Here is a 21,962-nt window from a genome sequence, read left to right as displayed (position 1 = left end):
ACATTACCGGGCGACGTGGGTCACCTGTTCAACGGCCAGAGGTTAGGTTAAGCTAACCAACATGGGCAAGGTCAAGGCAAAGGACGTCTCGCGTCTCAAGCCGAAGAAGAAATGCTGCCGCAAGAAAACGCGGTGCATGAAATGCCCTGTGGTCATCATGAAGATGAAGAAGGCGGAAGCCGCGGGCTGCTGCGGCAAGGAACTCAAGAAGTGCCTCAAAGCCGCACGCGCCGCCTGAAATCGGAGTAGACCAGGACTTATGAGTCCTGTGTTGCTCTCCGACGACGAGATCGCCAAGGCCCTCACCGACCTGCCCGAATGGACCCGAACGGGCGACAGCATCAGCCGCACCGTACAGGCCGACTCGTTCCTGGCCGGAATCGAGCTGGTCCGCCGGGTGGCGGCCGCGGCCGAGGCCGCCGACCACCATCCCGACATCGACATCCGCTGGCGGCGGGTCACCTTCACGCTCTCGACCCATTCCGCCGGCGGCCTCACGCCACTGGATATGGCTCTCGCACGGGAGATCGATCGACTGCGGGAGCAGGGCTGAGCCGCTTCACCGCGATCATCCAGCCGAACAGCACCAGCACCCCGGCCGCGTTGGCCGTACCCGCCCAGGCCAGGTACCAGGGCCGGGAGATCTCCCACATGTTCGTCTGCACCGTGCCCAGCAGCCACGGGATGCCGACGATCGTATTGAACAGCCAGAACGCGCGCATCAGGCCCGCGCCCGGCGCGTCGCGCAGCGGGCCGAAGCGCAGCCACAGCACCAGCGGGACCAGGCAGATCCAGTGGTGCGACCAGGAGATGGGCGCGGCCATCATGCCGAACAGCTGCACGATGAGCAGGGTGCCCAGCCGGTCGTCGGAACGCAGTGCGCGCCAAGCGAAGAAGGCCAGCACGGCCGTGGCCAGCACCGCCGCCTTCCACAGCAGCCCGCCGCCGATATCGTGCCCGGCCAGGCGGCTGAGCGCGCCGCGCAGCGACTGGTTGACCACCGAACCGACCGGCCCGATGCGGTGCGGGTCGCCGACCAGCTCGCCGAAGTACTTCTTGGTCTCGTTGGGCGTGAGCAGGTAGGTCAGCCCGATGGTCCCGGCGAACGCGCCCACCGAGGCGGCGATCGCGAGCCACTGCTTGCGGGCCACGAAGTACAGCCCGGTCACCGCCGGGGTCAGCTTGATGCCCGCGCCCAGACCGACCCACGCGCCCGCCAGCCACCACCGGGTGCTGCGCGCCGCGGCCATCGCCATGAACACCAGGAACACGTTGACCTGGCCGTAGTCGAGGGTGGACCGCACCGGTTCCAGCCACATGCCGCCCGCGGTCCACGCCACCGCGGACGTGCGCCAGCGCTGTTCCTGCATGGCTTCCGAGCCGAGGATCATCTCCAGCGCGATCCAGATGATGCCGAACAGTGCCCCGACGGTGGCCAGCAACCAGCCCACGGCGACCACGCCGAAGGGCAGGAAATGCAATGGATACAACAGCAGCGCCGCAAACGGCGGATACGTGAACGGCAGCGGAAATTGTGGTGACCGACTGGAATCGGTCCATTCGTAGAGGTTCCCGCCGAAGAGATTCGCGGCGCCTTCGACATAGACGTGCAGGTCCACGAGGATCAGGTTGCTGGGCCAGAACAGCGCCCAGGCCACACGAGCCAGCACCGAGATGCCGAGGGCGACGGCAGCCAGCTGGAAACGTCGATTCACAGACGGACTTTCGGGTCGGATTGGTCACCGACCGGAGTTCACGGCTGGCGATCTCGCCTGACGGCGCGCGGATAAGCGTAGCCGTAGTAACGAATATCTCGCGCACCCCAAGAAACGTGGGCACCGGGACCCGCCTATTGCGAATTTCACACCGCGACTTTCACTTCAGCGTCGGCCTGGCTACGACTCGCGAGGCGACCAGCCCAGATGATCCAGGCGAACAGCGCCAGCACGCCGATCACATCCACCGCGCCCAGCCAGGACAGGATGCCCGGCCGCGAGATGGTCCAGATCGAATCCTGGAAGAACCCGAGCACCCATGGCACGCCGATCAACGTCACCACGAGCCAGTACCCCGCGAGCACCCGCGCCCCGGGGGCATCGCGCAGCGGGCCGTAGATCAGCCACAGGATCACCGGCACCAGCCAGATCCAGTGATGCGACCACGAGATCGGCGACACCATCAGCCCGAACAGCTGCACGATGATCAGCGTGCCGAGCCGGTCGTCGGAACGCAGTGCGCGCCAGGCGAAGAACGCGAGCACCGCGGTCACCAGCGCCGCGGCGATCCACACCGGGCCCGACACCACGTCGTGGCCGAGCAGGCGGCTGAGCGCTCCGCGCAGCGACTGATTGGTCGACGAACCCACCGGGCCGATCCGCTTGGCGTCGCCGAGCAGCTCCCGGAAGTACTTGTTGGTCTCCCCCGGCGTCAGCAGGTAGGTCAGGCCGATGGTGCCGAAGAAGACCACCGCCGACCACAGCGCGGTGAACCAGCGCTTGCGGGCCGCGAAGTACAGCCCGGTGACCGCCGGGGTCAGTTTGATGCCCGCCGCCACGCCGACCAGCGTGCCCGACACCCACCACCGCGAGCTGCGCACCGCGAGCATGGCCAGCAGCACCAGGAACACATTGACCTGGCCGTAGTCGAACGTGGTGCGCACCGGCTCGAGCCACATCCCGACCGCCGTCCACGCGACCGCGGCTGTGCGCCAACGCTGTTCGCGCATGGCCTCGGACCCCAGGATCATCTCCAGCGCGAACCACACCACCCCGAACAGCGCCGCCACCGTGGCCAGCAGCCACCCGATGGCGACCACGCCGAAGGGCAGAAAATGCAGGGGGTAGAACACCAGCGCCGCGAACGGCGGATAGGTGAACGGCAGCGGGAAGTCCGGCGTCTTACTGGCATCGGTGTACTCGTAGAGGTGCCCGCTGCCGAGATTCGCCGAGCCGTCGACATAGACGTGGAGGTCCACGAAGTTCATGCCATTGGGCAATAGCAGGACCCACAGCAGACGGGCCAGCACCGAAATACCCAGTGCCGCGGCGGCCATATGGAAGTGTCGTTTCACGGCACGTCTTTCAGCTCGGGCGGTCTACGGCCGCGGCCAGCCTAGTCGTAGCCCGAAATGCGCCGCGCATCGGACGCACTGCGTAACATTTGCATCACCAGCCCCATTCGTAACACGCATTCTGGTCGGTCGTTCGATAGCGTCAGCTGATCAAGTTCGCCAAGATCACACGCTGGCTGTACAACACGGCAGCCCGGTCCCTAGAGTGGCGCGGAGCGATGGGGCTCCATCGCCGCTAGTTGTACCCGAGGTAAGGACGGCTACACCAGTGCTTCGCACCCGAGGAACGCGGTTCACAGTCTCCGCGCTGGCCCTGGCGGCCTGCGCCACCGTCGCCGTGCCGACTGCGGCAGAGGCGAAGCCCGCGCCCGCCCTGAGCGCGGTGTCGATTCCGATGATCCCCGAAGGGGTTCCGGTCGACGCCCTGGCCTCGCTGATCCCCGCCATCGTGGGCGCGGCCGCCGGGCCCGCCGATATCGCCGATGCCGGTCCGAAGAACACCATCCTCGCCCAGGCCAAGCAGTTGCTGGAGAACAGCAATCTGCCGCCGCAGGTGAAGACCACGCTGCTCGCGGTCATCAAGTTCCTCGACGGCAGTGGCGGTGGCGGCCCGGACATTCCGGAGGACGGCCCGGCCATCTCGCAGTTCCTGTGGCCGACCATCGGCAAGGGCTGCATCTCCTCGTCCGCCGACTCGGTGGGCACCGCGCTGGCCGTCGCCGGTCCCGCGCAGCTGCCCCCGCCGGGACCCGCGCAGGGCCAGGCCGGTTTCGTGTTCACCGCGCTGGGCACCAAGCGGCCCACCGACCCGCAGCCCATCCCGATGACGGTGCAGTGGCTGAACCTGGACACCCGCGCCACCGGCACCATGAACCTGACCGACGACGCCAAGATCAACCCGGACGGCCCGGCCACCCTGTCGGCCATCGCCAACACCGGCGCCGGTCGCGTGGTCGCCATCGTCTCGGGTTCGCTGACCACCCAGTCCGACCCGGAGGCGCAGCCGATCACCTGCTCCTTCCTGCCGACCATCGGCTTCTTCACGGTCTAGTCTCGGCGCACGCCGAGAATTCGCCCCCGTCCCTCCCGAGCGAAAGCCAGGGAGCGGCGGGGGCGAAATCGTTTGCAGGAGCGGATTCCTGTGGTAGACCGCTAACTATGGCCGCTGTTTCCAACCCTCTGCGGGGACTGCATTCGCGCCGATCGATCCTCTCGATTCGCTCGGAGGGATCGATCCTGTCGATCGGCTCGGCCTATTCGATCCTGTCCATCGGCAGCGTGGGTTCGGTGCTGTCGATCGGGTCGGTGGGCTCGTTCGGCTCTCTCATCTCCTCGGCGTCCTTCGGCAGCCTGGGATCCGCCTTCTCCGGCCTGTCCCGCTTCTCGCTGTTCTCCTGGAACGGCAACGGGCAGGCCTTCGCCAATGGCTCCGACGAGGAACACAACGATCCCCACCTGATGCTCCGGGTCGTCCCCGAAGAGCCCGATCTGGTGCGGGACCCCACCTGCCACTGCCAGACCTAGAGACCGTTGCCAACTTCGTCGATTGCGTGAAGTCGGGCCACTACGCGGACACCGTGTTCCCGGCCCACTTCCTGTTCGCCTTCGTGTCCCGCTGCCACCGGCAGCGGGACACGAGAGCCGCGAGAGTGGGGTGTCACCACCACTGGCCGTACTGCGGTGCCAGGACGGAGTTGACGTCCACGGAGATGCCGCCCACTTCGCGCTCGTCGATCTCGAACTGGTGCAGGGTGGCGGCGGGGTGGACGTAGCCCTTCGGGGTGCCCCAGTTGTGCTGCCAGAAGAACGAACCCAGCCCGACGTCGCGAATGTTGTCGATGGTCGGCGAGTTGGCGTACACGCCGGTACGCCCGTGCCCGATGACGGTTTCCCACCCGCGCAGGTAGGGCTCGATCATCGACTCGAACTCCTCGTCGCTGGGGTTGTCGTCGATGGAGGCGTAGATGGGCGCGCTGTCCGGGCCGCCCGCGGCCTTGTGCAGCACCAATCCCCGTGCGGCGTGCTTCAATCCGGCCGGGTAGCCGCCGCGCCAGTCGGCGGTCGGGCCCTTGCCGAACTGGTAGCAGGACACCACCGACAGGCCCGCGGCGCGCAGGGCGTCGACCTCGCGGGCCAGCAGCGGTTTGCCTTCCATCCATTCCGCGCCGGGCCGCCGGTCGGAGACGTAGCGGATGACGCCCATATGGCCGTCGTCGCTGATGGATTGGGCTGCGGGGACGCCGCCCGCGTAGTCGAGCAGGGTGCCGAGGGATTCCTTGGCGGCGGCGGTGGCGGGTGGGAGGGCCATTCCAGCGGTGATCCCGGCGGCCAGGGCCGTCGCCCCGGAGAGGAAATTCCGTCGGTTGACAGGGGCAGAACTCATCACGGCTCCTTCGCGCACTGGTCGAACATTCCGATCGAGTGCTGGAGGAGTCTGGCTCTGGACCTATTCGGTCCACCTGCGGCGTGCCCGGCGCACCTTCCCCGATGACAACAAGATCATCCGTGCGCCGGGAGCCCCTGAACGTGTCCTCATTTCACCATATTCACATTGGAATCGCCAGACTCATCGAGCACATCGGCACCATATGTCACATCAATGGAAGACCAGGTAACGACCGGCCGACAGCGAACAAATAGCTATGAATTTTCGTGGCCGCCGGCAGCCGTCAGACGCGGGTCTTGTTCAGCTGCGCGCCCACATCGATGGTCCGGCGCGATACGTCCGCGACCTCGGTCCGCACGACCATCGCCACCTGCGCGGCGATCTGCTTGCGCATACCCGCGAGCTTGCCCAGGGCGGCGGCCCGCCAGCCCTCGGCGATCATCTCCAGATCGATGTCGCGAGCCCGGGGCGGGGCGGCGTCGATGACGATCAGCAACGGTTCGGCGGCGCGCGCGGTGAGGGCCACGGGCACGTTCACCTCGGCCCGGTAGCGGTTGGTCTTCAGCACGTCGACGCTGATGTCCAGGCTGACCGGAATGGTGAGGTCGAAGCGCACCAGCGCGGGATCGTGGACTTCGGCGGCAGCGGCTTCGGCGGCCTGCGCGGCCGCGGCGGATTCGGCGGCGGCCCTGGGCAATTCGGCGATCCGCGGCGCGGGCGGGGCCGCCGGGGCGACCGGCGCGGCGGCGGCCACCTTGGGCAGGCGCACGCTGCCCTGCACCCAGACCTCGGCCTTGTTGCCGGGACCGGTGCGCAGCGGCCCGACCTCGATGGGTTTTCCGGCCATCGACTCCACCACCTGCCGGACCCGGTCCGCGGTGACGATCAGGTCGAAGAATCGGTGCCCGAACTCGTCGTAGCCGATCCATTCATGGGTGGGGCGGCCCCTGTAGGGCGAGCGGGTGCCGTCCAGGATGGCCTGCACGTCGAAGGTGCGGCCGCGCTGCGAGTCCGGGTCGGCCAGGATCGCGTTGATCCGGTTGGCGACCTCGCGCTGCACCAGCTGCGCGATCGGGTTGAGCAGGACTTCCCAGGCGGTGCCGATGGCTTGCGCGCGCATGACGAAGCTGACGTCGCGGCCGGTGACCGGGGGGATGTCGATGACGATGAGCAGCGGGGCGGCGGTGCGCGCGTGCATGGTGAGGTCGATCTCCACGACCGCCTCCAGCCGTAGCCGCTGTCCGCCGAGGGTGACGTCGACCCGCAGGGTGACCGGGAGCATGACGTCGAAGTGCACGTGGGGGGCGCGCCGGATGATGGTGGGCTTGCCGATGCTGCCCTTGGCCACGAAGCGGGCCAGTCCGGCGGGCCCGATTCCGAAGGGCCCGATGGTGATTCCCCGCCCGGCCACACTGGAGACCGCGGATTCGATCCGGGATTCCGTCACCGCCGCCGCCACGAAACGTTCGCCGAATTCGGCGTAATCGATCCAGGTCGGTGCGTCGGGCAACGTCATCCAGCTCTTTCGTCGGGCGGGGACCCCTGTCCTGCCGATGAGGGGGCAGCAGGACAGGGATCAATCGGCGACGCTGCCGGGCGCCGCCGAAACCATCGTAGGCGGAAGATGCGCTCGGTTGTACACCCCGCCCCGCGTGTTTCCAGAATGTGGAATCAGCGTGTTCCCAATCGCCCGAAACCGACCAGCCCCGTTGTGCCGGATGGGCGGAATTCATGGATGGCGACGCCACCGGATTCTCCGGCTTCATTGCCACCCACCGTGGTGATGGTATCCGAATCCACCGCGATCACAATATTCGTGTGCTGATGGAACACACTGGAATCGGAGTACAGGACAACGTCTCCGACACGCGGTAGATAACCCGCGTTCGCCTCCTCGAAACGGCGCTGACCCCGGTAGTACTCCTCCAACGTGTAAACGCCGGGTATACGCCAGGATCCGGAATTCGGATTGTGCAGCGGTTGCCCGGCGGCACGCATCACCCAGCTCACGAAGTCGGCGCACCACGGTTCGGCAATACCCTCGGAGTATTTGTCGCGTCCGTCCTGTTCCTCGAATTGTTGCCGCAGCACATCCACCACGCGGTTCTGCGCGGCGGTCAAGCCGGTGGAATCGACGGCCGGAAAATCGTGCACCAGGCCGCCGGCCAGGTTGCGCGGACCGGTGAACGGATTCGTTCCGGGGTGTCCGTGCTGCCACCAGCGCACCCCGGCCACTCCCCCGGCCACGAGGCCGCCGACCACCGCCAGTACCAGCACGGCCACCAGCATCCGGCGGCCGCGCACCCATTTCGTCATGTCGCCCTCCCCCTGCGGCCGGTGATCGGCCTTCGAAGGTTAGGACGTCTCACACCGGTGGGAAGTTCCCTCACCCGCCCGCACGGCCGATTCGGCGGACGGTTCGAGGCGGCCGTGGCCGATCGCGCCCAGCCGCCCGGCCCGCATCAGGCCCAGGCCCGCGGGCGCGAGCTCGCCCAGCTGGGTGCGCAGCCGGGCCTGGAGTTCCGTCCCAGCGGACCGGTGTCCGGCGGCGCGCGTGTGGTCGCCGAGGTAGGTGGCCAGTTCGGCGAGCACGAAGTCCATCGGACCCATGGCCGAGGCGCCCGATTCCAGCCCGCAGACGGTGCCCGCGTACGGCAGCAGCTTCGCGTAGATGTCGCGCGCCTCGGCGGGTTCGTCGAGGGCGATGGCCAGGCGGGCCTTCACCGCGGTGAAGGTGGACCAGAACTGCGGGGCGAGGGGTGGCGCGGCGGCGAGGGTGCGGCGGGCCTCCTCGGGGCGGGCCGCGTCCACGAGCGCGAGCGCGTAGCCGTGGACGAACAGCTCGGGTTTGAGCGCGGTGCGTTCGCGCAGGTCGTTCAGGTACTCCGACATGTCGCCGCGCAGCCAGCCGATGGACACGGCGATGCCGACGTGCAGTGCGTTGGTGTCGCGGGTCGGTTCGGCGGCGCCCTCCAGCGAGTGCGCCACCAGGTCGTCGACGTCCGCGCCGCCCTCGGCGAGCAGGCGCAGCACCTCATCGGTGTTGCCGCGCAACAACTCCAGCACCATGCCGAAGGGCGCGATGGCGTCGAGCAGGTGCCGCAGCTGCCCGTCGGTGGCGTAGGCCCCCGCCTGGGCGGCGTGTTCGGCCGCGGCCACCAGGTCGGCGTCGGCGAGGGTGGCGCGGAACAGCAGATAGTGTGCGAGCGCGCGGAATTCGGTGAGCTCGGCCTCGGTGGAGATGCGCAGCAGGTGGGTGGCGTAGCGCCGCAGGTCGTGGGCACGCAGGAAGCCGCCCGCCGCGAAGGCCGCGAACGCCTGCGCGTTGAGCACCGTGCACAGCAGATCCGGATCGCCGAGCGGCTCGGCCAGCGCCATCGCGGTGGCCGCCAGCACGCAGGCGGCGGCCGGATCCTCGACCGCGCGATCGAAAACAGCGGTGACCTGCAACATGATTCGGGTCCGCACCGGCTGCACCGGATCGGCCGACGCGGCCCGCAACGGCCCCCGCAGCCCCGGATCCGGCGTGTGCCAGTCGTGCACCGACCAGATCAGCGGCGTCGGCCAGCAGGTGACGGCGTGCGCGAGAACCGCTGTCCCACCGACTGATTGGGCCAGATCCAGCGCCTGCGCCCGCGCCGCCCGCGCCGCGATGTGCTGCCCGTCGTAGGCCAGCGCCACCACCAGCTCGCACCGCGCCTCCAGCACCGCCAGCCGATCCCGCTGCGCCGCGCCCTCCCCGGTGTGCCCCGCCAGATCGTGCAACGCCAGCACCGACCGCCACCGCCGTACGGCATCGGCCCGCATGCGCCGTTCCACACACCGCCGCGCCGCCGCCCGCACGTAGGGCAGCGCCACCGTCGCGGTCTCGCCGTCGGCGCCGAGCGCGGCGTGATGGGCCAGCTCATCGATATCCCGGCCGTGCGGCACTTCGATCTCCTCGGCAGCGGAATGCGCTCCGGTGAAGGGAAACTCGGCCACGTACCCGCCGACCCCCGAGGCACTCAGGGCCGCCATGGACGATCGGTACGTGCCGCCGGCGGCGTGCCTGATGCCGGCCTGGAACAGTCCCGCCATGCGCAGCGAAGCGGCCGAGAGCGCGGCGGGATCGGGTTTCGGCGCGTGCGGATCGGGGTCGTTGCGGGTGGTCGCGGCGACCTCATTCGCTCCGCGCAGCGCCGCCAGCGTGCGGTCGATGCGAGATCCGTTGGCGTACCGCGGCATTCCGAGCAGGGCGGCGACCACTTCGTCGGCCCCGCGGAGCGCGGACAGCGCCCGGTCCGCCGCGACGGGGAAGCCCGCGCCGTCGGTTCGATGGTCAGCGGACGGTCTTCCCGCATCGGAGGCGTAGGGCTGGTTCGACGCCTCGGTCTCGGGGTCGTGGCGCAGGTATTCGAAAGCGGCCCAGTGCATTCGGGTGCGGCGCAGCGCGGGCAGGTCGTAGTAGACGGTTTCGCGGACGAGCGTGTGGTCGAAGGTCACGCGCCCGGCCCGGTCGGTGCGCAGCAGCCGCGCGGTTTCGCCGGTGGCGACGAGGTCGATGACGGTGTCGTGGGACTGCCGGGTGGAGCCCGCGAGGGTGGCGATATCGCTGTCGCCCCAGACCGACAGGTGGCGCAGCAGGTCCACCACGTCCGGCGGCAGCTGGGCGATCCGGCGCCCGAGCAGGTCGCGCACGCTGTCCGGCAGCGCGTCGGTGATGCCCTGGGTGGCAACGAGTTTGGCTAGTTCGCGCACGAACAGCGGGTTGCCGCCGGTGCGGCGGCGCAGCAGTTCGACGGTGCGGTCGTCGAGGGCGGTGAGTCCGGCGGCGGCCGCGGCGCGGCGGGTCCCGGCCATGTCGAGTCCGTCGAGTTCGATGCGGTCGGCGGTGAACAGGGCCAGGGCGGCGGCGGTGTCGCGGACGCCGGGTCCGGCCTCGGTGCCGCGCAGGGTGGCGATGATGAGGATCGGGCTGTCGCGCAGCCAGTTCACCACCTGCCGCAGTACCTGCAGGGTGGCGGTGTCCGCGCCGTGCACGTCCTCGAGCACGATGGCGACGGGTGTTCCGGCGGACCGTTCCCGGCAGGACCGGACCACGCGGCGGGCCAGGGTGAAAGCGTCGGCGGCGGTGAAGGTTTCGGGGTCGGCGGCGTCGAGTCCGGTGAGCACTTCGGCCCAGGACCAGGCGGGCGGCGCGGAGTCGACCTCGGGGCAGCGGCCGAAGACGGTGGTCCAGCCGCGTTCACTCAGGTGCGTGGTGATAGTGGTGGCGAGGGTGGTCTTTCCGGCCCCGGCCTCGCCGGACAGCCAGACCAGCCGCACGTGCCCTTCGGCGGCGGCTTCGGCGGCGGCCAGCACGGCGTCGCGCTGGGCGGCATATCCGCTGTCCGGCAGGGGTTCCGGGGCGGGCAGGGGTTCGGGTTCGGCGGGCCGGGCCACCACGGCGGGCGGTGCGGTCTCGGCGTCCACCGAGTGGGTGAGGATGGCGGTTTCCAGGTCGCGCAGCGCGGGTCCGGGGTCGACCCCGAATTCGAGGGTGAGGAATTCGCGGCTGCGGCGCACCGTGGCGAGCGCGTCCAGCGACTGTCCCAGTCGGTATTGGGCGAGGGCCAGCAGCCGGGCGGTCTCCTCGCGGCCGGGGTGCTCCTCGAGGATGGGCCGCAGCGCCAGCACCACTTCGGCGGGCCGGTTCATCTCGAGCGCCGCCTGGGCGCGCAGTTCGGCCGCGGTCATCTTGAGCGCCTGCAGCCGCGCGGTCTCCTGGGTCGCCCAGGTCATGCCGGGGAAGGATTCGAAGGCGCCGCCGTGCCAGCAGGCGAGCGCGGAGTCGAGCACCCGCACCTGTTCGAGGGGTTCGGGTCGTCCGGCGGGATCGCGCATGGCGGCCTCGTGGCCGTGCAGGAGTTGTTCGAAGAGCCAGGAGTCGACCTGGTTGGGTTCCAGGTTGAGCGCGTAGCCGTGGGATTCGGACACGATGACGCGCGAGTGGGCGCGGCGGGGCCGGTCGGGTTCGAAGACGCGGCGCAGGTTGTGGATGTACACCTGGAGCGCGGCAACGGCTTTGGCGGGCGGGTCGCCGTGCCAGAGGTCGTCGATGAGCCGTTCGGTGGGCACCACGCGGCCGCCGGCGGCGACCAGCCGGCCCAGTACCGCGCACTGCATGGGCGCGCCCGGGGGCACGCGCTGGCCATCGATGCTGATGTGCAGCGGGCCCAGCACCCCGATCCGTATCAGCGCCATAGCCGGTGTCCGACCCCCGTACCCACTTCGAATAAAACCAAACAGGATGCTCTCAATATGGCAGAAATTCTGCGACAGTACCCAGTCTTGTGATCCGGCTTAACTCGATACGAAGTCATTCCGAAGAGCTATCCCGCACACTGCCTAGGGTGTTCGACCCCTCTCCGCCGCCCGACGCCGATCTCGCGGTGCTACACAGCCTCCCGCATCCGGCCTGCCTGCACGACGGCGGCTACGACGTGGTCGCGGCCAACGACGCGTTCAAGAAATTGTTCCCCGGCACCGGCCCGGGCGCGAATCTGATGACCGCGATCCTGCTCGAACCCATGGCCCGCTATCGGCTGGGCGACTGGGAGGCCGAGGCGCAGGTGATGGTGTCGGCGTTCCGTGCCGCCGCCCCCGAGCTGCGGCCGGACCGGGTCGAGGAGATCGTCAATCTGGCCCGCCGCTCCCCCGACTGGGATCGACTGTGGGACAGCGGGGTCGTCCCGGCCGCGCCCTACGAGCGCACGGTGCTGATGAATGATCCGCTGACCCGCAAGGAGCGGCGGATGTACGTGCAGACCTTCGAGTTCCGGTCGCCGCAGCGGCCGTGGTGGCTGCTGACCGTGGTCCCGTTCGACTAGGCCTCCGCGGCCGGGATCTCGAACCAGCCGTCCTCGGGTTCGGCGTATCCGTGGTACATGAGCGGGATGCGCCGGTCGACGCCGAAATGCCGGTAGACGGCGAGCATGGCGGACCGGACGGCGTAGTTGTGGAAGTCGTCGATGCGCCGCGGGCCGAGCCAGTGTTCGGGGAGCAGTTCGAGCCGGGCCAGCTCGTCGGGATCGTCCGCGTCCAGCCCCATGGGGGGCTCCGGATCGGCGATGAAGTGATCGTGCAGGACCACGTGCATCCGGTGCGGGTCGTGCTGTCCGGCGGTGAAGGCCAGGAATCGGGTTCGGATGCTGGGTGCGCCGTGCGCGTGCAACCACTCGACGAGGTGGGGGTTGGGGCTCGGGATCGGGTCGGGCGACCAGCGGGGTCCGGCGGCGAGCGGCGCCTGCTCGACCAGGTGCAGGACTCCGGCTCCGGGCACGCGGGGTTCGGGGACGAGGAACAGGCTCAGGACCGGGGATCCGGACACGCTGTCGGAGAGGCAGACTTTCGTGCGCATGGGGTCGGGCATGCGCCGCTCCTTCGGGAGAAGGGTTGCTGGCATGGTCATCCGAGGTGGTGCCGGCTCGTCGAGTGACCAGACTCGGACAGATCTCTCCTCGACGCCCGACCGGTGCAACACCCGGAATTATAGTCGCCGGCCATCGATCGGACCGACCGGTCTTTCGGCCGGTCCGATCGGGGTTCGCGGGCGCTTCTCCGGTCTACGCGCCGACCAGACGACCGCGCGTCCCCGGTGCGGGCAGCGCCGCCAGTTCGCCCTCGATGATGGCCCGGACATTGGGCCACTCGTCCTCCAGGATCGAATAGAACGCGGTGCTGCGCACCTCGCCGTCCAGCCCGCGCGAATGCGCCCGCCGGACCCCGTCGCTGGTGGCGCCGAGCCGTTCGATCGCCATGCGGGAGCGCAGGTTCCGGACGTCGGCGCGCATGGCGATGCGCCGCACCCGCCACACCTCGAAGGCGTGTTGGAGTAACAGCAGTTTGGACTCCAGGTTGATGCCCGCGCCGCGGGCCTCCCGGGACAGCCAGGTGTTGCCGATCTCGGCGGCGTCGGGCACCGCCAGCAGCGGATCGTCACTGGGCGCACCGTGGACCAGCGGCCACACCACCGGACCCTGCCAATAGTCGAAGCGGGTGAACCGGGTCGAGCCCAGTATCCGGCCGCCGGCCATGGCCACGATGGCGAAGGCCACCGAGGTGCCCGCGGCATGTCCGGCCAGTGCCTGGGCGATGTATTCCAACGCCTCGTCCACACCGTGCGGGACAGGAGTGAACGCATAGTCGTCGCGATTTCCCGCCGCGGCCTCCGCGAGACCCGACGCATGCTGCGGCGCAAGGGGTTCCAGCCGTACCAGACGGCCGGTCAGAGTAACGGGTACGGGCACGTTCCCTCGATCTTTCGGAGACGGTCGGGGGTCGCGTCAGGCATTGGCCGCCCCGGCCACCCACTCCGGAATCGACGAACCAGCCCTGGCGCGCCAGTAGCAGCATCGGATAGTGGGATGAACGATAGCGGAACACCAGCGCACCGCGCCGCAGGCGGCATGTAAATTTCGAGCGCTTATCCGCGCGTCGCGCCGCTATTTTCACAGGTGTCATTCAGCCGATTCCGAGCCGACCGTCCGCTACCATCCGGCGACCCCGCCGCGAGCTCCGGAAACGTCGAATACCTATGCGCTGGAAGGTATTACTACGCCGTCGTTCCGCGCCAGAACCCGCCGTGCACGGCCCACGCCTCCGCGAGCTCGACCGGCCCCACCACGGCGATCCCCCGCTGCCCCGCCGCGAATACCGCCCGGCACGACAGCGCCATCGTCGGGTTCTCCCGATTCGCCCCGGTCAGCCCCAGAAGCTGGTCTTCCCCGAGTGCATAAACCACCCGCCCGATATTCGCCCAATAGATCGCCCCGGCACACATGACACAGGGCTCGCAACTGGTGTAAACCGTACAGCCACGCAGAAACTCGGCATCATAAGCCGCACTGGCCGCCCGCACCAGATTCGTCTCCGCGTGCCCGGTCGCGTCCCGTCCGGTCACCACCGTGTTCTCGGCTTCCAGCAACACCGCCCCGTCTGGCCCGGTGAGCAACGCCCCGAATGGGTGATTGCCCCGTTCCCGCGCCCGCCCGGCAATGGCGACAGCGGCCGCGAGAAGACGGGTATCCAGGTCGGTCGGGACGCTCTCCTGCGGACCGGGGTTCATCGCACCATCATCACCCACCGGGTCGGCGCGCGTCGCTCCGCCCGCGAGGTCCGAGCCCCCCGCGCCGGATACCGGAGGGGGCCCGGAGTCGTCCTCGCTCGCGAACTCATCGAACGATTCGAGCGGATGCGATCGAACTCGGGAATGGCTCTGTCGTCCCGGCTCGTCTCGACGGCCATGGCGATTCGCGTGTTCACGAGTGACGCGGCAGCTCCGGCGGCTGCCGATCCTGTTGCACCGGTACCGGATTCGTTCGATTTGCTCCGGCGGACCTGGCCGGGCGCGCGAACGGCTACGTCCTGCGGACCCGGAGATCACCGTGCGCGGACTGCGTAAGACGCCGCCGGGCCGGTGATACATCGCCCGGAAGACGCTGGCGTCCAACCGTATTCGGGAATCGCGATGATCCTGGTGTCGGTTCAGCGATCGCGGTACCGCCGACGAGGTCGTCACGGTCGACGGGGTCGGACGCACTGGTCGCCGGGTACTGCGCCGATGGAGCGACCGTGCAGCGCGTTCGTTCGAGCGTCCCGACGCACACCTTGTCGGCCTTCGCCGAAGTGCCCGCGGCCCTGAACTACCCGTCCGCCCGCTTCGCCGGTGAGCTCACCCCGAGCACGTGCTGAAGCGGGTCGCGATCGTCACCGGCGCGGGCTCCGGGATCGATCGGCGAGTACCGCCTGTTTCCCTGCCTGACCGGGCGACTCATCGCCCGCTGAACGCCGCGGCGTCGACGCTGACCTGGGCTGCTTGAAGCACAGTGCTGCAACATCCACGCCAATCCGGCGAACTTTGGGCTAGCTTCCGAAGGGTGCGTTCACTGTGGGCACTCGGCACGAGGAGGCATCCCATGAGATCCAAGCGCGCGGCATTGGGACTGGCCACGGCCATTCTCGCGGTTGCGTTCGGCGCGGGCATCGCCGCCGCCGATCCCGACGATCCCGGCACCGCGGGCACGGGCCCCGACACAGAGCTCTGCCCGTACCCCGATGTGAACAATCCGTATTGCACGAACTTCCCCGACGATCACAACAACGAGGGCGATATGGGCAACGGTCACGACGAAGGTGGCGTGGGCGGCCACCGCTGAACCGGGCCACCAGGAGCCGAACCCCAGACCCGGACACCGGGCCGGGGCTCAGCTGATCGGGTTCCTCCGCGACGGGATCAGAGTGCGGTCGAACAGGGCCAGCAGTTCGCGGTAGTGCCGTTCGGAGGCTTCGGAGTCGTAGGCCGCGGTGTCGGCCTGGGTGTAGCCGTGCTGGGCGCCCGCGTAGACCTCGGTGCGGTGGCGGACGCCGGCGGCGTCCAGCGCCTTGTCGAATTGGGCGATGTGCTCCGGGGTCATGTGGTGGTCGTCGCCCGCGTGGGCGAAATACAGTTCCGCGGTGATGTTTTCGACCATCAGGTGCGGGCTGTCCGGTGTGTCGGTGACGAGTGGACCACCATGGAATCCGGCGACCGCCGCGATCTCACCCGGGAACATGGCCGCGGCCATGACCGCCAGCCGCGCACCCATGCAGTAGCCGGTGACGCCGACCTTCCCCTCGGTGACCTGCGGCGACGCCGCCAGCCACGCGAGGTAGGCGCCGACATCCGAACGCAGGACCTCCGGTGTCAGCTCGCGGATCATGGGGAAGAGTTGCTGGAAGATCTCGGGCCGCTGCACCGGGTCGATGAGGTCGGGCAGCTCGATCACCGGTGCGCGCCCGTGCCGGTAGTAGGCGTTGGGCAGCAGGACGGTGTAGCCGTGGGCGGCGATCCGATCGGCCAGCGCCCGCAGGCTGGGCCGCAGTCCGAAACCGTCCTGAATCACCAGCACTCCCGGATGGGCGGCGCCATCGTCCGGGTAGGTGAGATACGCGTCGGCGACACCATCGGGTGTGTGCACGTCGACCGACATACCGCGCGTGTGAGTCATCGTCGAATCCTCCTGTCGTAACCGATAGGTCGGTGCCCTTGGGGAAGTATTGGCGCAGAAGGCCATTGGTGTTCTCGTTGGATCCGCGTTGCCAGGGGCTGGCGGGGTCGCAGAAGTAGACCGGGATGTCGGTGGCGAGGGTGAATGCCTTGTGCGCGGCCATTTCCGAGCCTTGGTCCCAGGTCAGTGAGCGCCGCAGGTGCGGAGGAAGTGTTCTCACGGCCTCGACCAGGGCATCGCGGGTGCTGGCTGCGGTGTGGTCGCCGGGCAGATATGCCAGCATGACGTAGCGGGTGCTGCGTTCGACCAGGGTGGCGATGGCCGATTTGTGGTCCTTGCCGATAATGAGATCGCCTTCCCAATGTCCCGGAACGGCGCGGTCGGCGGCCTCGGCGGGCCGGTCGCTGATCATCACCATGTCCTTGATGGCGTGGGGCAAGCGCTTGTAGGACTGGCGATGCGGCCGACGCATCGCTCGGCCGGTCCGCAGCGCCTTGGTCAGCTCGCGGCGAAGCTCGCCGCGGCCCTGGACGTAGAGGGCCTGATAGATCGTTTCGTGGACCACGTGCATCTCCGGCCGATTGGGAAACCGAGCACGTAGAGCGTGACAGATCTGCTCGGGGCTCCACCGCAGGTGCAGGTGGTGGGCGATGAAATCACGCAGTTGCCGGTTCTGTCCGATCTTGCCGGGCTTGGGACGGGGGCGACGTGCCTCGGCACGGCGGTGCGCGGCATGGGGCCGATAAGCCCAACGGGATATGTTGCCGTGCACCGGAATTCCGTTGCGGCGGATCTCCCGGCTGATCGTGGAGGGGCTGCGACCCAGCTCCGTGGCTATCTGCCGGATCGTCGCTTTCTCTCGCAGCCGGTCGGCGATATGGATGCGATCGTCCTCGCGCAGGTAGCGAGACGGACCGCAAGCCGAAACCTCCACATGGATCGGGGGTTTCGGCTTGCGGCCGTTGGGCGGCGAGTGCCAGCCGTTGCGCCATCTCTTGCCGGTGCGCGGGTTGATGCCCACGATCCGGCACGCTTCCACGCTGCTGTAACCCTGACGCATGAGCTGGAAGTATGCCTCGGGCTCACGCGTCAGACGGCGTCCGGCATCCCTGGTTCGGTCCTCCCGAATCTTGAACTCCATCGCACCCCTCGAGCTGGGGTGTTGCGACGACCACTAGAACTCAAGTTCCGGGCGGGGCTCAGCTGTGTCTTGGCCGGCCTGTCTTGGCCGGTGCGGTCGGCGCGGTATGCGGCATGTCAGGACGTTTGATCCTGGTCGAACCACTGGCGGTGGACAGGTATCAGGATCCCGCCCCCTGCGGCAATCCTCAACTCTGCGACACTTCAAGCATTTACTAGAACAGTATTGACTAGCGAAGTAGATCTCGCGATGCTTGACTCATGCGAACGACCGATACCGACCTCACCGTCGAGCAGGTCGCCGCGCGGGCCGGTGTCCCGACGAGCACCGTGCGCATGTATCAGTCGAAGGGGTTGCTGCATGCACCACGCCGGGTTGGCCGCACCGCGCGCTACGACAGCTCACACCTGCACCGTCTCGAATTGGTGCAGCGTCTGCAGGACCGCGGCTTCTCACTCGCCTCGATCGCCGAACTGTTGACCGCGCGTGAGCAGGGGGCGACAGTCGCCGATCTGCTCGCGTTGCCTGGCGGGCCCGAGGACTGGGTACCACTTGGCTTGGGCGATATCCGACTGATGATCAAGCCCAAAGCCCTGCGGCCCACCTTGCTGCGCAAGGCAACTCAGCTCGGATTGATCCGATGGCGACGCGGCCGACCGCAGACGCGACGCTGGGCACTCACCAGCGGCCTGCGAGTAGCCGAACTGGACATACCGCCGAGCGAGGTGCTCGACCAGATCGTCCGATTGCGTGCACACACTGATCAGATCGCAGCCGACTTCGGCGACATCTTCGAGCGCACGCTGTGGCCCCGCATCCAAGCCGACAGCACCGAGACCGACCAACTCGACCGAATCCGAGCACTCCTACAGGAACTGACTGACCTGGCCGAAGGAGTAGTGGTCAGCGCCTTACGAGAATCGGTCCGCCACCTCGCTGAACAATTCGTCGAACGACACGAACTACTGCCCGCAAACGGCGAACCCCCCGCATGGCTGGACCGCTCGATACCGATCCTCAACGAGCGCCTGCTCGAAACCGGCGACGACGACATCGAAGCGGTAGACCAGTTCCTGGCCGCCGATCGGGCCCAGGAGTAGTGATGAACTCACACTTCAACTCCCCTGTCACGAACACTGACCAAGAACGGGGCGAACGAGCACCACAGGATCAGGTGGGCACGCGAGTAGGCACCCGAAAAACGGTCTTGACCTGGATCCGGTACTGCTGGGATGTGATCCTGGGTGTCGTGTCGGGGTTCGCATTGTTCTTCTTCTGCATCCTGGCGCTGGTCGACTTCCTGTCCTTCTGGGCTCTACCGGTGGGATCGATTCTTGCGCTGGCTATTTGGGCAGTGACCGCGATCGTCAGCACAGTACGCATGCACTTTCGAGGCTGGAACTCCGCCACGATTCGATTCTTGGCCGGGTTCGGGATCATCCCCTGCTATTTCGGCACAATAATGATCATCTCCGCATGCCTCGAGGGCTGAGGTAATCCCTTCATCGGTTGATCTCGCCAGCAGCGGCAGTTCGATAACGACCGTGAAATACAAGCACGGATCCCAAACCACTCACCGCCGGACCGATACCGCCGAGCAGAGAGGGCGTAGCGGTCAGCGCACCGCATTCGGCAGTCGCGGACGTTCCGCCGGCCTCGGATCGGCGCGGCCAGTTGATCTTCCGATGCCTCGCGCTGGCCGGTTCGGTCAGCGCGGTATGGCGGCAGAAGAGTGTGTTCGGCAAGGCGACCTCGTCGAGGGATGACCGAATCCGCCGCAGCCACGGCTCTCGCCCGGGCCACACGTCGTCATAGTTGACCGCGTCCGTCGCTGCGCGAGGCGATGGCCACCGACGAGGGCGCTCCCGCAGTCAAGGGCGACTAGATCGGTTTCAGTGGATCCGTCACGAACACCGCAGTTCGTGATGGTCTTTGCCGTGCCCCCAAGACTTGGGGCGATCACGAGTCCATGCGCTGCGGTATCTTCCATGCGATCGCCGCACCCTGGTCGGCGCGCAGAGGAAGCATGCCACTTGTTCAACAAATCCTTTGCGGCCGCCGCCCTCTCGGTGAGCGCCGCTGCCGTTCTTGCGGCACCGACTGCCGCCGCCGACCCGGTCAATTGGGGCGCCGTTTCCCTCAGCGCGTGGGGCAACGTCTTCGCGTTTTCGGTCAACCACCCGACGGAGGCCGACGCTATTCGAGCCGCCGACCGAGCGTGCAAGGGTCAAGGCATCATCGACTGCCGGATGATGGTGACGTTCGCGAACGGCTGCGGTGCAGTCGTGACGAGTCCGCTCGCGATCGTCGCAGGGTTCCCGATCGTGGGCTTCGGTAAGGGGGCGACCCCGGCGGAGGCATACGCAGACGCCACCCGCAACCTCCCCACCGGCACCGGAAGCGTCGGCTCGTTCAATCGCGAACATGCCTGCACCCAGCCTTGATCCGGTTCCAGCACGGTCCTCGGCAGTAGCGGACGTTCTGCACCGCAACGGGATCCGGCCGCCGACGCCCCGCGCTGGCCGGTTCGGTCAGCGCGGTATGCGGCAGTAGCGGACGTCTGCGGCGCTCAAATCGGTGTGGCATGCGGGCGGCAGAGGCCGCGAGCCCTCAGCTACCAGTAGTCGACCGGAGGGCGGCCCGGAAGTAGGCCTTCTCGCCATCGGGCAACCACGAGATCAGCTGCCCGCGAATAGCTTCGGCTCCTTCTTGCTGCTCTCGTTCTTCATCCACGTCAAACATGTGCAGATCCACTTCGGCATCGGGTGCGATGGCGCCCACGCAGTCAACAAACGACTCTTCGAACTCGGGTTCCCACGACCAGAAGCGGCTCATGATGATCAAGCTGTAAGAGAGGCCGAAGACGGCCCAGCCGCCCTCGGCAAGTTCGTGACGGTAGACCGCCACGTCACCATCGATGCTCTCTTGCTCGAGTAGCTCATCGATGGCTTCCTCCACAGCTTCAGCCTGAGCGCCGTCGGCCAGGTCAGCAATGAGGAAGTGGATCGCAATGTTCACAGACACGATCGAGACGGTAATCGACAAGCGGCTTGTGCGACGCGCTCGGATCAAATGCTCACACGCTCATCGGCATGAGCGTGCGTTCTGTGCCGCACCAGGTTCCGGCCGTCGGCGCCTCGCGCCGGCCGGTTCGGTCAGCGCGGTATGCGGCAGAGAGTGCGTAGCACGTTGCTTACATCCCGGTATTCACTGGGATGTTCGAAACTCCGTCACGTCGGCATTGGCAGTCCCGGCATCGTTGAGTAAGTCGAGAGCGCGGTCTGAAACCACCAAGCACAAGCCGCGGGTCACACCGAAGTCCGATTCACCTGGCCGCCCAATGGCTTTCATCCATCTCCAGGGCGGGAGCTCGGTGTCGATCAGCTCCTCACCCTTGGCTGACACCGAGACAAGTACGTCATCGAAGCACACACCGGTCAGGCCCTCCTGCTCAATGCGCTGTGAAAGGTCCTGAGTGACGATGAAGCACGGGCTCGATTCGACCAACGCATCGCCCAGCCAGTCGGCGAACTCGTACTCCAACCTCGTAACGGTCACCGGCACTGTCGACCTGTCGTACTCGGTCCGAGGCCCGTGCCCACCAGCTACTTCGGGCTCAATGGCATGGAAACGCACCAATGCATCCTAGGTTCACCCCGTATGGGTTCATCTGGATCGAAGTGCACGCAACTCGGGATGGTGCGTTCTGGCGACCGCGGGCTGGCCGGTTCGAACAGGCGCGCCACGCGGCAGTAGCGGACGTTTGGCCAGCTTCAGATCAGGGCAGCCGAATGGTCTAATCCAGATCATGGAGAAGTTCGACGCCTGGCTAGCTCAGATTCACGATGATCAGGACGAGTTCGCCTATCGTGCAATCTATTCCGCGTACCTCAACGCTGCGGGCGTGACGGGACCCCGTGATTCGGTCCACCGGGTGTGAGAGCCGGTTATCGGTGGATGCAGATTGCAGCGTATCCGGCCGGGGTGCTGTAGCCCAGGGCGGAGTGTCTTCGGCGGTGGTTGTATTCGTCCTTCCAGTCGCTGATCACGACGCGGGCCTGGGTGAGCGACCAGAAGCTGTTGATGTTGAGACATTCGTCGCGCAGGCGGCCGTTGAACGATTCGATGTAGCCGTTGCGCCAGGGCTGGCCGGGTGGGATGAACGCCAAACCGACCCGTTCACCGGCCCAATCGGCCATCGCCGCGCACGCGAATTCGGGTCCGTTGTCGCAGCGCAGCGCGGCCGGATAGCCGCGGTCGAGGCCGATGCGGTCGAGTTCGTCGATGAGCCGGTCGGCGGTGATCGAGCGTTCGACCAGGCCGCCGAGGCATTCGCGGGTGTGCTCGTCGACGATTGAG

The 21,962-nt window shown here is 67.6% G+C and carries 22 protein-coding genes and 2 pseudogenes; 10 read left to right on the top strand and 14 right to left on the bottom strand.

All coding sequences use genetic code 11. The annotated features are described in order from the left end of the window. Positions 1-61 precede the first annotated feature (61 nt). Together ACFYTS_RS22530 and ACFYTS_RS22525 are read left to right on the top strand one after the other, a co-directional pair. Complete coding sequence (locus ACFYTS_RS22530; RefSeq protein ID WP_357091493.1) at positions 62-238, top strand: hypothetical protein; 177 nt, start codon at positions 62-64, stop codon at positions 236-238. A gap of 21 nt (positions 239-259) precedes the next feature. Continuing rightward, positions 260-553 carry a 4a-hydroxytetrahydrobiopterin dehydratase gene (locus ACFYTS_RS22525; protein ID WP_379273396.1) on the top strand — a complete coding sequence of 98 codons (294 nt, stop codon included), beginning with the start codon at positions 260-262 and terminating at the stop codon, positions 551-553. Here ACFYTS_RS22525 and ACFYTS_RS22520 read toward each other — a convergent pair. Next, on the bottom strand, positions 495-1,715 hold the full coding sequence (locus ACFYTS_RS22520; protein ID WP_387306936.1) for a mannosyltransferase: 1,221 nt from the start codon (positions 1,713-1,715) through the stop codon (positions 495-497). The genes ACFYTS_RS22525 and ACFYTS_RS22520 overlap by 59 nt on opposite strands. Positions 1,716-1,861: 146 nt before the next feature. After that, positions 1,862-3,091 (bottom strand): annotated as a pseudogene (locus ACFYTS_RS22515) (mannosyltransferase); the annotation flags it as partial. A 247-nt stretch (positions 3,092-3,338) separates the two neighbouring features. Here ACFYTS_RS22515 and ACFYTS_RS22510 point away from each other — a divergent pair. Both ACFYTS_RS22510 and ACFYTS_RS22505 read left to right on the top strand, forming a co-directional pair. Continuing rightward, positions 3,339-4,121: a hypothetical protein gene (locus ACFYTS_RS22510; protein WP_357283265.1), complete on the top strand. Its 783-nt coding sequence runs from the start codon at positions 3,339-3,341 to the stop codon at positions 4,119-4,121. A 107-nt stretch (positions 4,122-4,228) separates the two neighbouring features. Then, on the top strand, positions 4,229-4,594 hold the full coding sequence (locus ACFYTS_RS22505; RefSeq protein ID WP_357283263.1) for a hypothetical protein: 366 nt from the start codon (positions 4,229-4,231) through the stop codon (positions 4,592-4,594). Positions 4,595-4,727: 133 nt separating this feature from the next. Here ACFYTS_RS22505 and ACFYTS_RS22500 read toward each other — a convergent pair whose 3' ends face one another. From ACFYTS_RS22500 to ACFYTS_RS22485, 4 genes are all read right to left on the bottom strand, one after another. Beyond that, positions 4,728-5,453, bottom strand: coding sequence for a DUF1906 domain-containing protein (locus ACFYTS_RS22500; RefSeq protein ID WP_387306933.1), 726 nt, complete (start codon positions 5,451-5,453; stop codon positions 4,728-4,730). A 286-nt stretch (positions 5,454-5,739) separates the two neighbouring features. Next, complete coding sequence (locus tag ACFYTS_RS22495; protein WP_357283262.1) at positions 5,740-6,972, bottom strand: hypothetical protein; 1,233 nt, start codon at positions 6,970-6,972, stop codon at positions 5,740-5,742. 155 nt (positions 6,973-7,127) lie between these two features. Next, the gene (locus ACFYTS_RS22490) at positions 7,128-7,772 is read right to left on the bottom strand and encodes a CHAP domain-containing protein (RefSeq protein WP_387306931.1); all 645 of its coding nucleotides are present in this window, start codon (positions 7,770-7,772) and stop codon (positions 7,128-7,130) included. A gap of 39 nt (positions 7,773-7,811) precedes the next feature. Continuing rightward, positions 7,812-11,678, bottom strand: a complete 3,867-nt coding sequence (locus ACFYTS_RS22485; RefSeq protein WP_387306929.1) for a BTAD domain-containing putative transcriptional regulator — start codon at positions 11,676-11,678, stop codon at positions 7,812-7,814. Positions 11,679-11,827: 149 nt separating this feature from the next. Between ACFYTS_RS22485 and ACFYTS_RS22480 the strand changes: the two genes are divergently transcribed. Further along, complete coding sequence (locus ACFYTS_RS22480; protein WP_357283257.1) at positions 11,828-12,304, top strand: hypothetical protein; 477 nt, start codon at positions 11,828-11,830, stop codon at positions 12,302-12,304. Here the strand turns inward: ACFYTS_RS22480 and ACFYTS_RS22475 are convergent. The 3 genes from ACFYTS_RS22475 to ACFYTS_RS22465 form a co-directional block, all read right to left on the bottom strand. Continuing rightward, positions 12,301-12,846 carry a hypothetical protein gene (locus tag ACFYTS_RS22475; RefSeq protein WP_357283256.1) on the bottom strand — a complete coding sequence of 182 codons (546 nt, stop codon included), beginning with the start codon at positions 12,844-12,846 and terminating at the stop codon, positions 12,301-12,303. The two genes, ACFYTS_RS22480 and ACFYTS_RS22475, sit on opposite strands and share 4 nt — an antisense overlap. 193 nt (positions 12,847-13,039) lie before the next feature. After that, a complete protein-coding gene (locus tag ACFYTS_RS22470) occupies positions 13,040-13,723 on the bottom strand; it encodes a GNAT family N-acetyltransferase (protein WP_387306926.1) in 684 nt (227 codons plus the stop codon). 305 nt (positions 13,724-14,028) lie between these two features. Further along, positions 14,029-14,541 carry a nucleoside deaminase gene (locus ACFYTS_RS22465; protein WP_387306924.1) on the bottom strand — a complete coding sequence of 171 codons (513 nt, stop codon included), beginning with the start codon at positions 14,539-14,541 and terminating at the stop codon, positions 14,029-14,031. A gap of 850 nt (positions 14,542-15,391) precedes the next feature. Here ACFYTS_RS22465 and ACFYTS_RS22460 point away from each other — a divergent pair. Then, positions 15,392-15,631, top strand: coding sequence for a hypothetical protein (locus ACFYTS_RS22460; RefSeq protein WP_357283251.1), 240 nt, complete (start codon positions 15,392-15,394; stop codon positions 15,629-15,631). A 48-nt stretch (positions 15,632-15,679) separates the two neighbouring features. Here ACFYTS_RS22460 and ACFYTS_RS22455 read toward each other — a convergent pair whose 3' ends face one another. Continuing rightward, positions 15,680-16,462: a dienelactone hydrolase family protein gene (locus ACFYTS_RS22455; protein ID WP_387306922.1), complete on the bottom strand. Its 783-nt coding sequence runs from the start codon at positions 16,460-16,462 to the stop codon at positions 15,680-15,682. A gap of 22 nt (positions 16,463-16,484) precedes the next feature. Beyond that, positions 16,485-17,402: pseudogene (locus tag ACFYTS_RS22450) on the bottom strand (IS30 family transposase); the annotation flags it as partial. A 461-nt stretch (positions 17,403-17,863) separates the two neighbouring features. Between ACFYTS_RS22450 and ACFYTS_RS22445 the strand changes: the two are divergent. The 3 genes from ACFYTS_RS22445 (at position 17,864) to ACFYTS_RS22435 (ending at position 20,047) form a co-directional block, all read left to right on the top strand. Then, on the top strand, positions 17,864-18,703 hold the full coding sequence (locus ACFYTS_RS22445) for a MerR family transcriptional regulator (protein WP_387306920.1): 840 nt from the start codon (positions 17,864-17,866) through the stop codon (positions 18,701-18,703). A 2-nt stretch (positions 18,704-18,705) separates the two neighbouring features. Beyond that, complete coding sequence (locus ACFYTS_RS22440; protein ID WP_387306918.1) at positions 18,706-19,095, top strand: hypothetical protein; 390 nt, start codon at positions 18,706-18,708, stop codon at positions 19,093-19,095. A gap of 541 nt (positions 19,096-19,636) precedes the next feature. Continuing rightward, positions 19,637-20,047, top strand: a complete 411-nt coding sequence (locus tag ACFYTS_RS22435) for a DUF4189 domain-containing protein (protein ID WP_387306916.1) — start codon at positions 19,637-19,639, stop codon at positions 20,045-20,047. Positions 20,048-20,213: 166 nt separating this feature from the next. Here the strand turns inward: ACFYTS_RS22435 and ACFYTS_RS22430 are convergent, their stop codons facing one another. Continuing rightward, positions 20,214-20,627, bottom strand: a complete 414-nt coding sequence (locus ACFYTS_RS22430; RefSeq protein ID WP_387306914.1) for a hypothetical protein — start codon at positions 20,625-20,627, stop codon at positions 20,214-20,216. A gap of 183 nt (positions 20,628-20,810) precedes the next feature. Continuing rightward, entirely contained in the window at positions 20,811-21,146 is a 336-nt protein-coding gene (locus ACFYTS_RS22425) for a hypothetical protein (protein WP_387306913.1), read from the bottom strand. A 265-nt stretch (positions 21,147-21,411) separates the two neighbouring features. Between ACFYTS_RS22425 and ACFYTS_RS22420 the strand changes: the two genes are divergently transcribed. Beyond that, on the top strand, positions 21,412-21,543 hold the full coding sequence (locus ACFYTS_RS22420; RefSeq protein ID WP_387306911.1) for a hypothetical protein: 132 nt from the start codon (positions 21,412-21,414) through the stop codon (positions 21,541-21,543). A gap of 7 nt (positions 21,544-21,550) precedes the next feature. Here ACFYTS_RS22420 and ACFYTS_RS22415 read toward each other — a convergent pair. Then, the coding region (locus tag ACFYTS_RS22415) for an integrase core domain-containing protein (RefSeq protein WP_387306910.1) at positions 21,551-21,962 on the bottom strand (412 nt) is incomplete at its 5' end.

Source organism: Nocardia sp. NPDC004151 (genome assembly GCF_042874235.1).
Lineage (GTDB): Bacteria > Actinomycetota > Actinomycetes > Mycobacteriales > Mycobacteriaceae > Nocardia.
The sequence above is the reverse complement of the archived record's forward strand: the minus strand, read 5'-3'. Positions and strand labels throughout refer to the sequence as shown.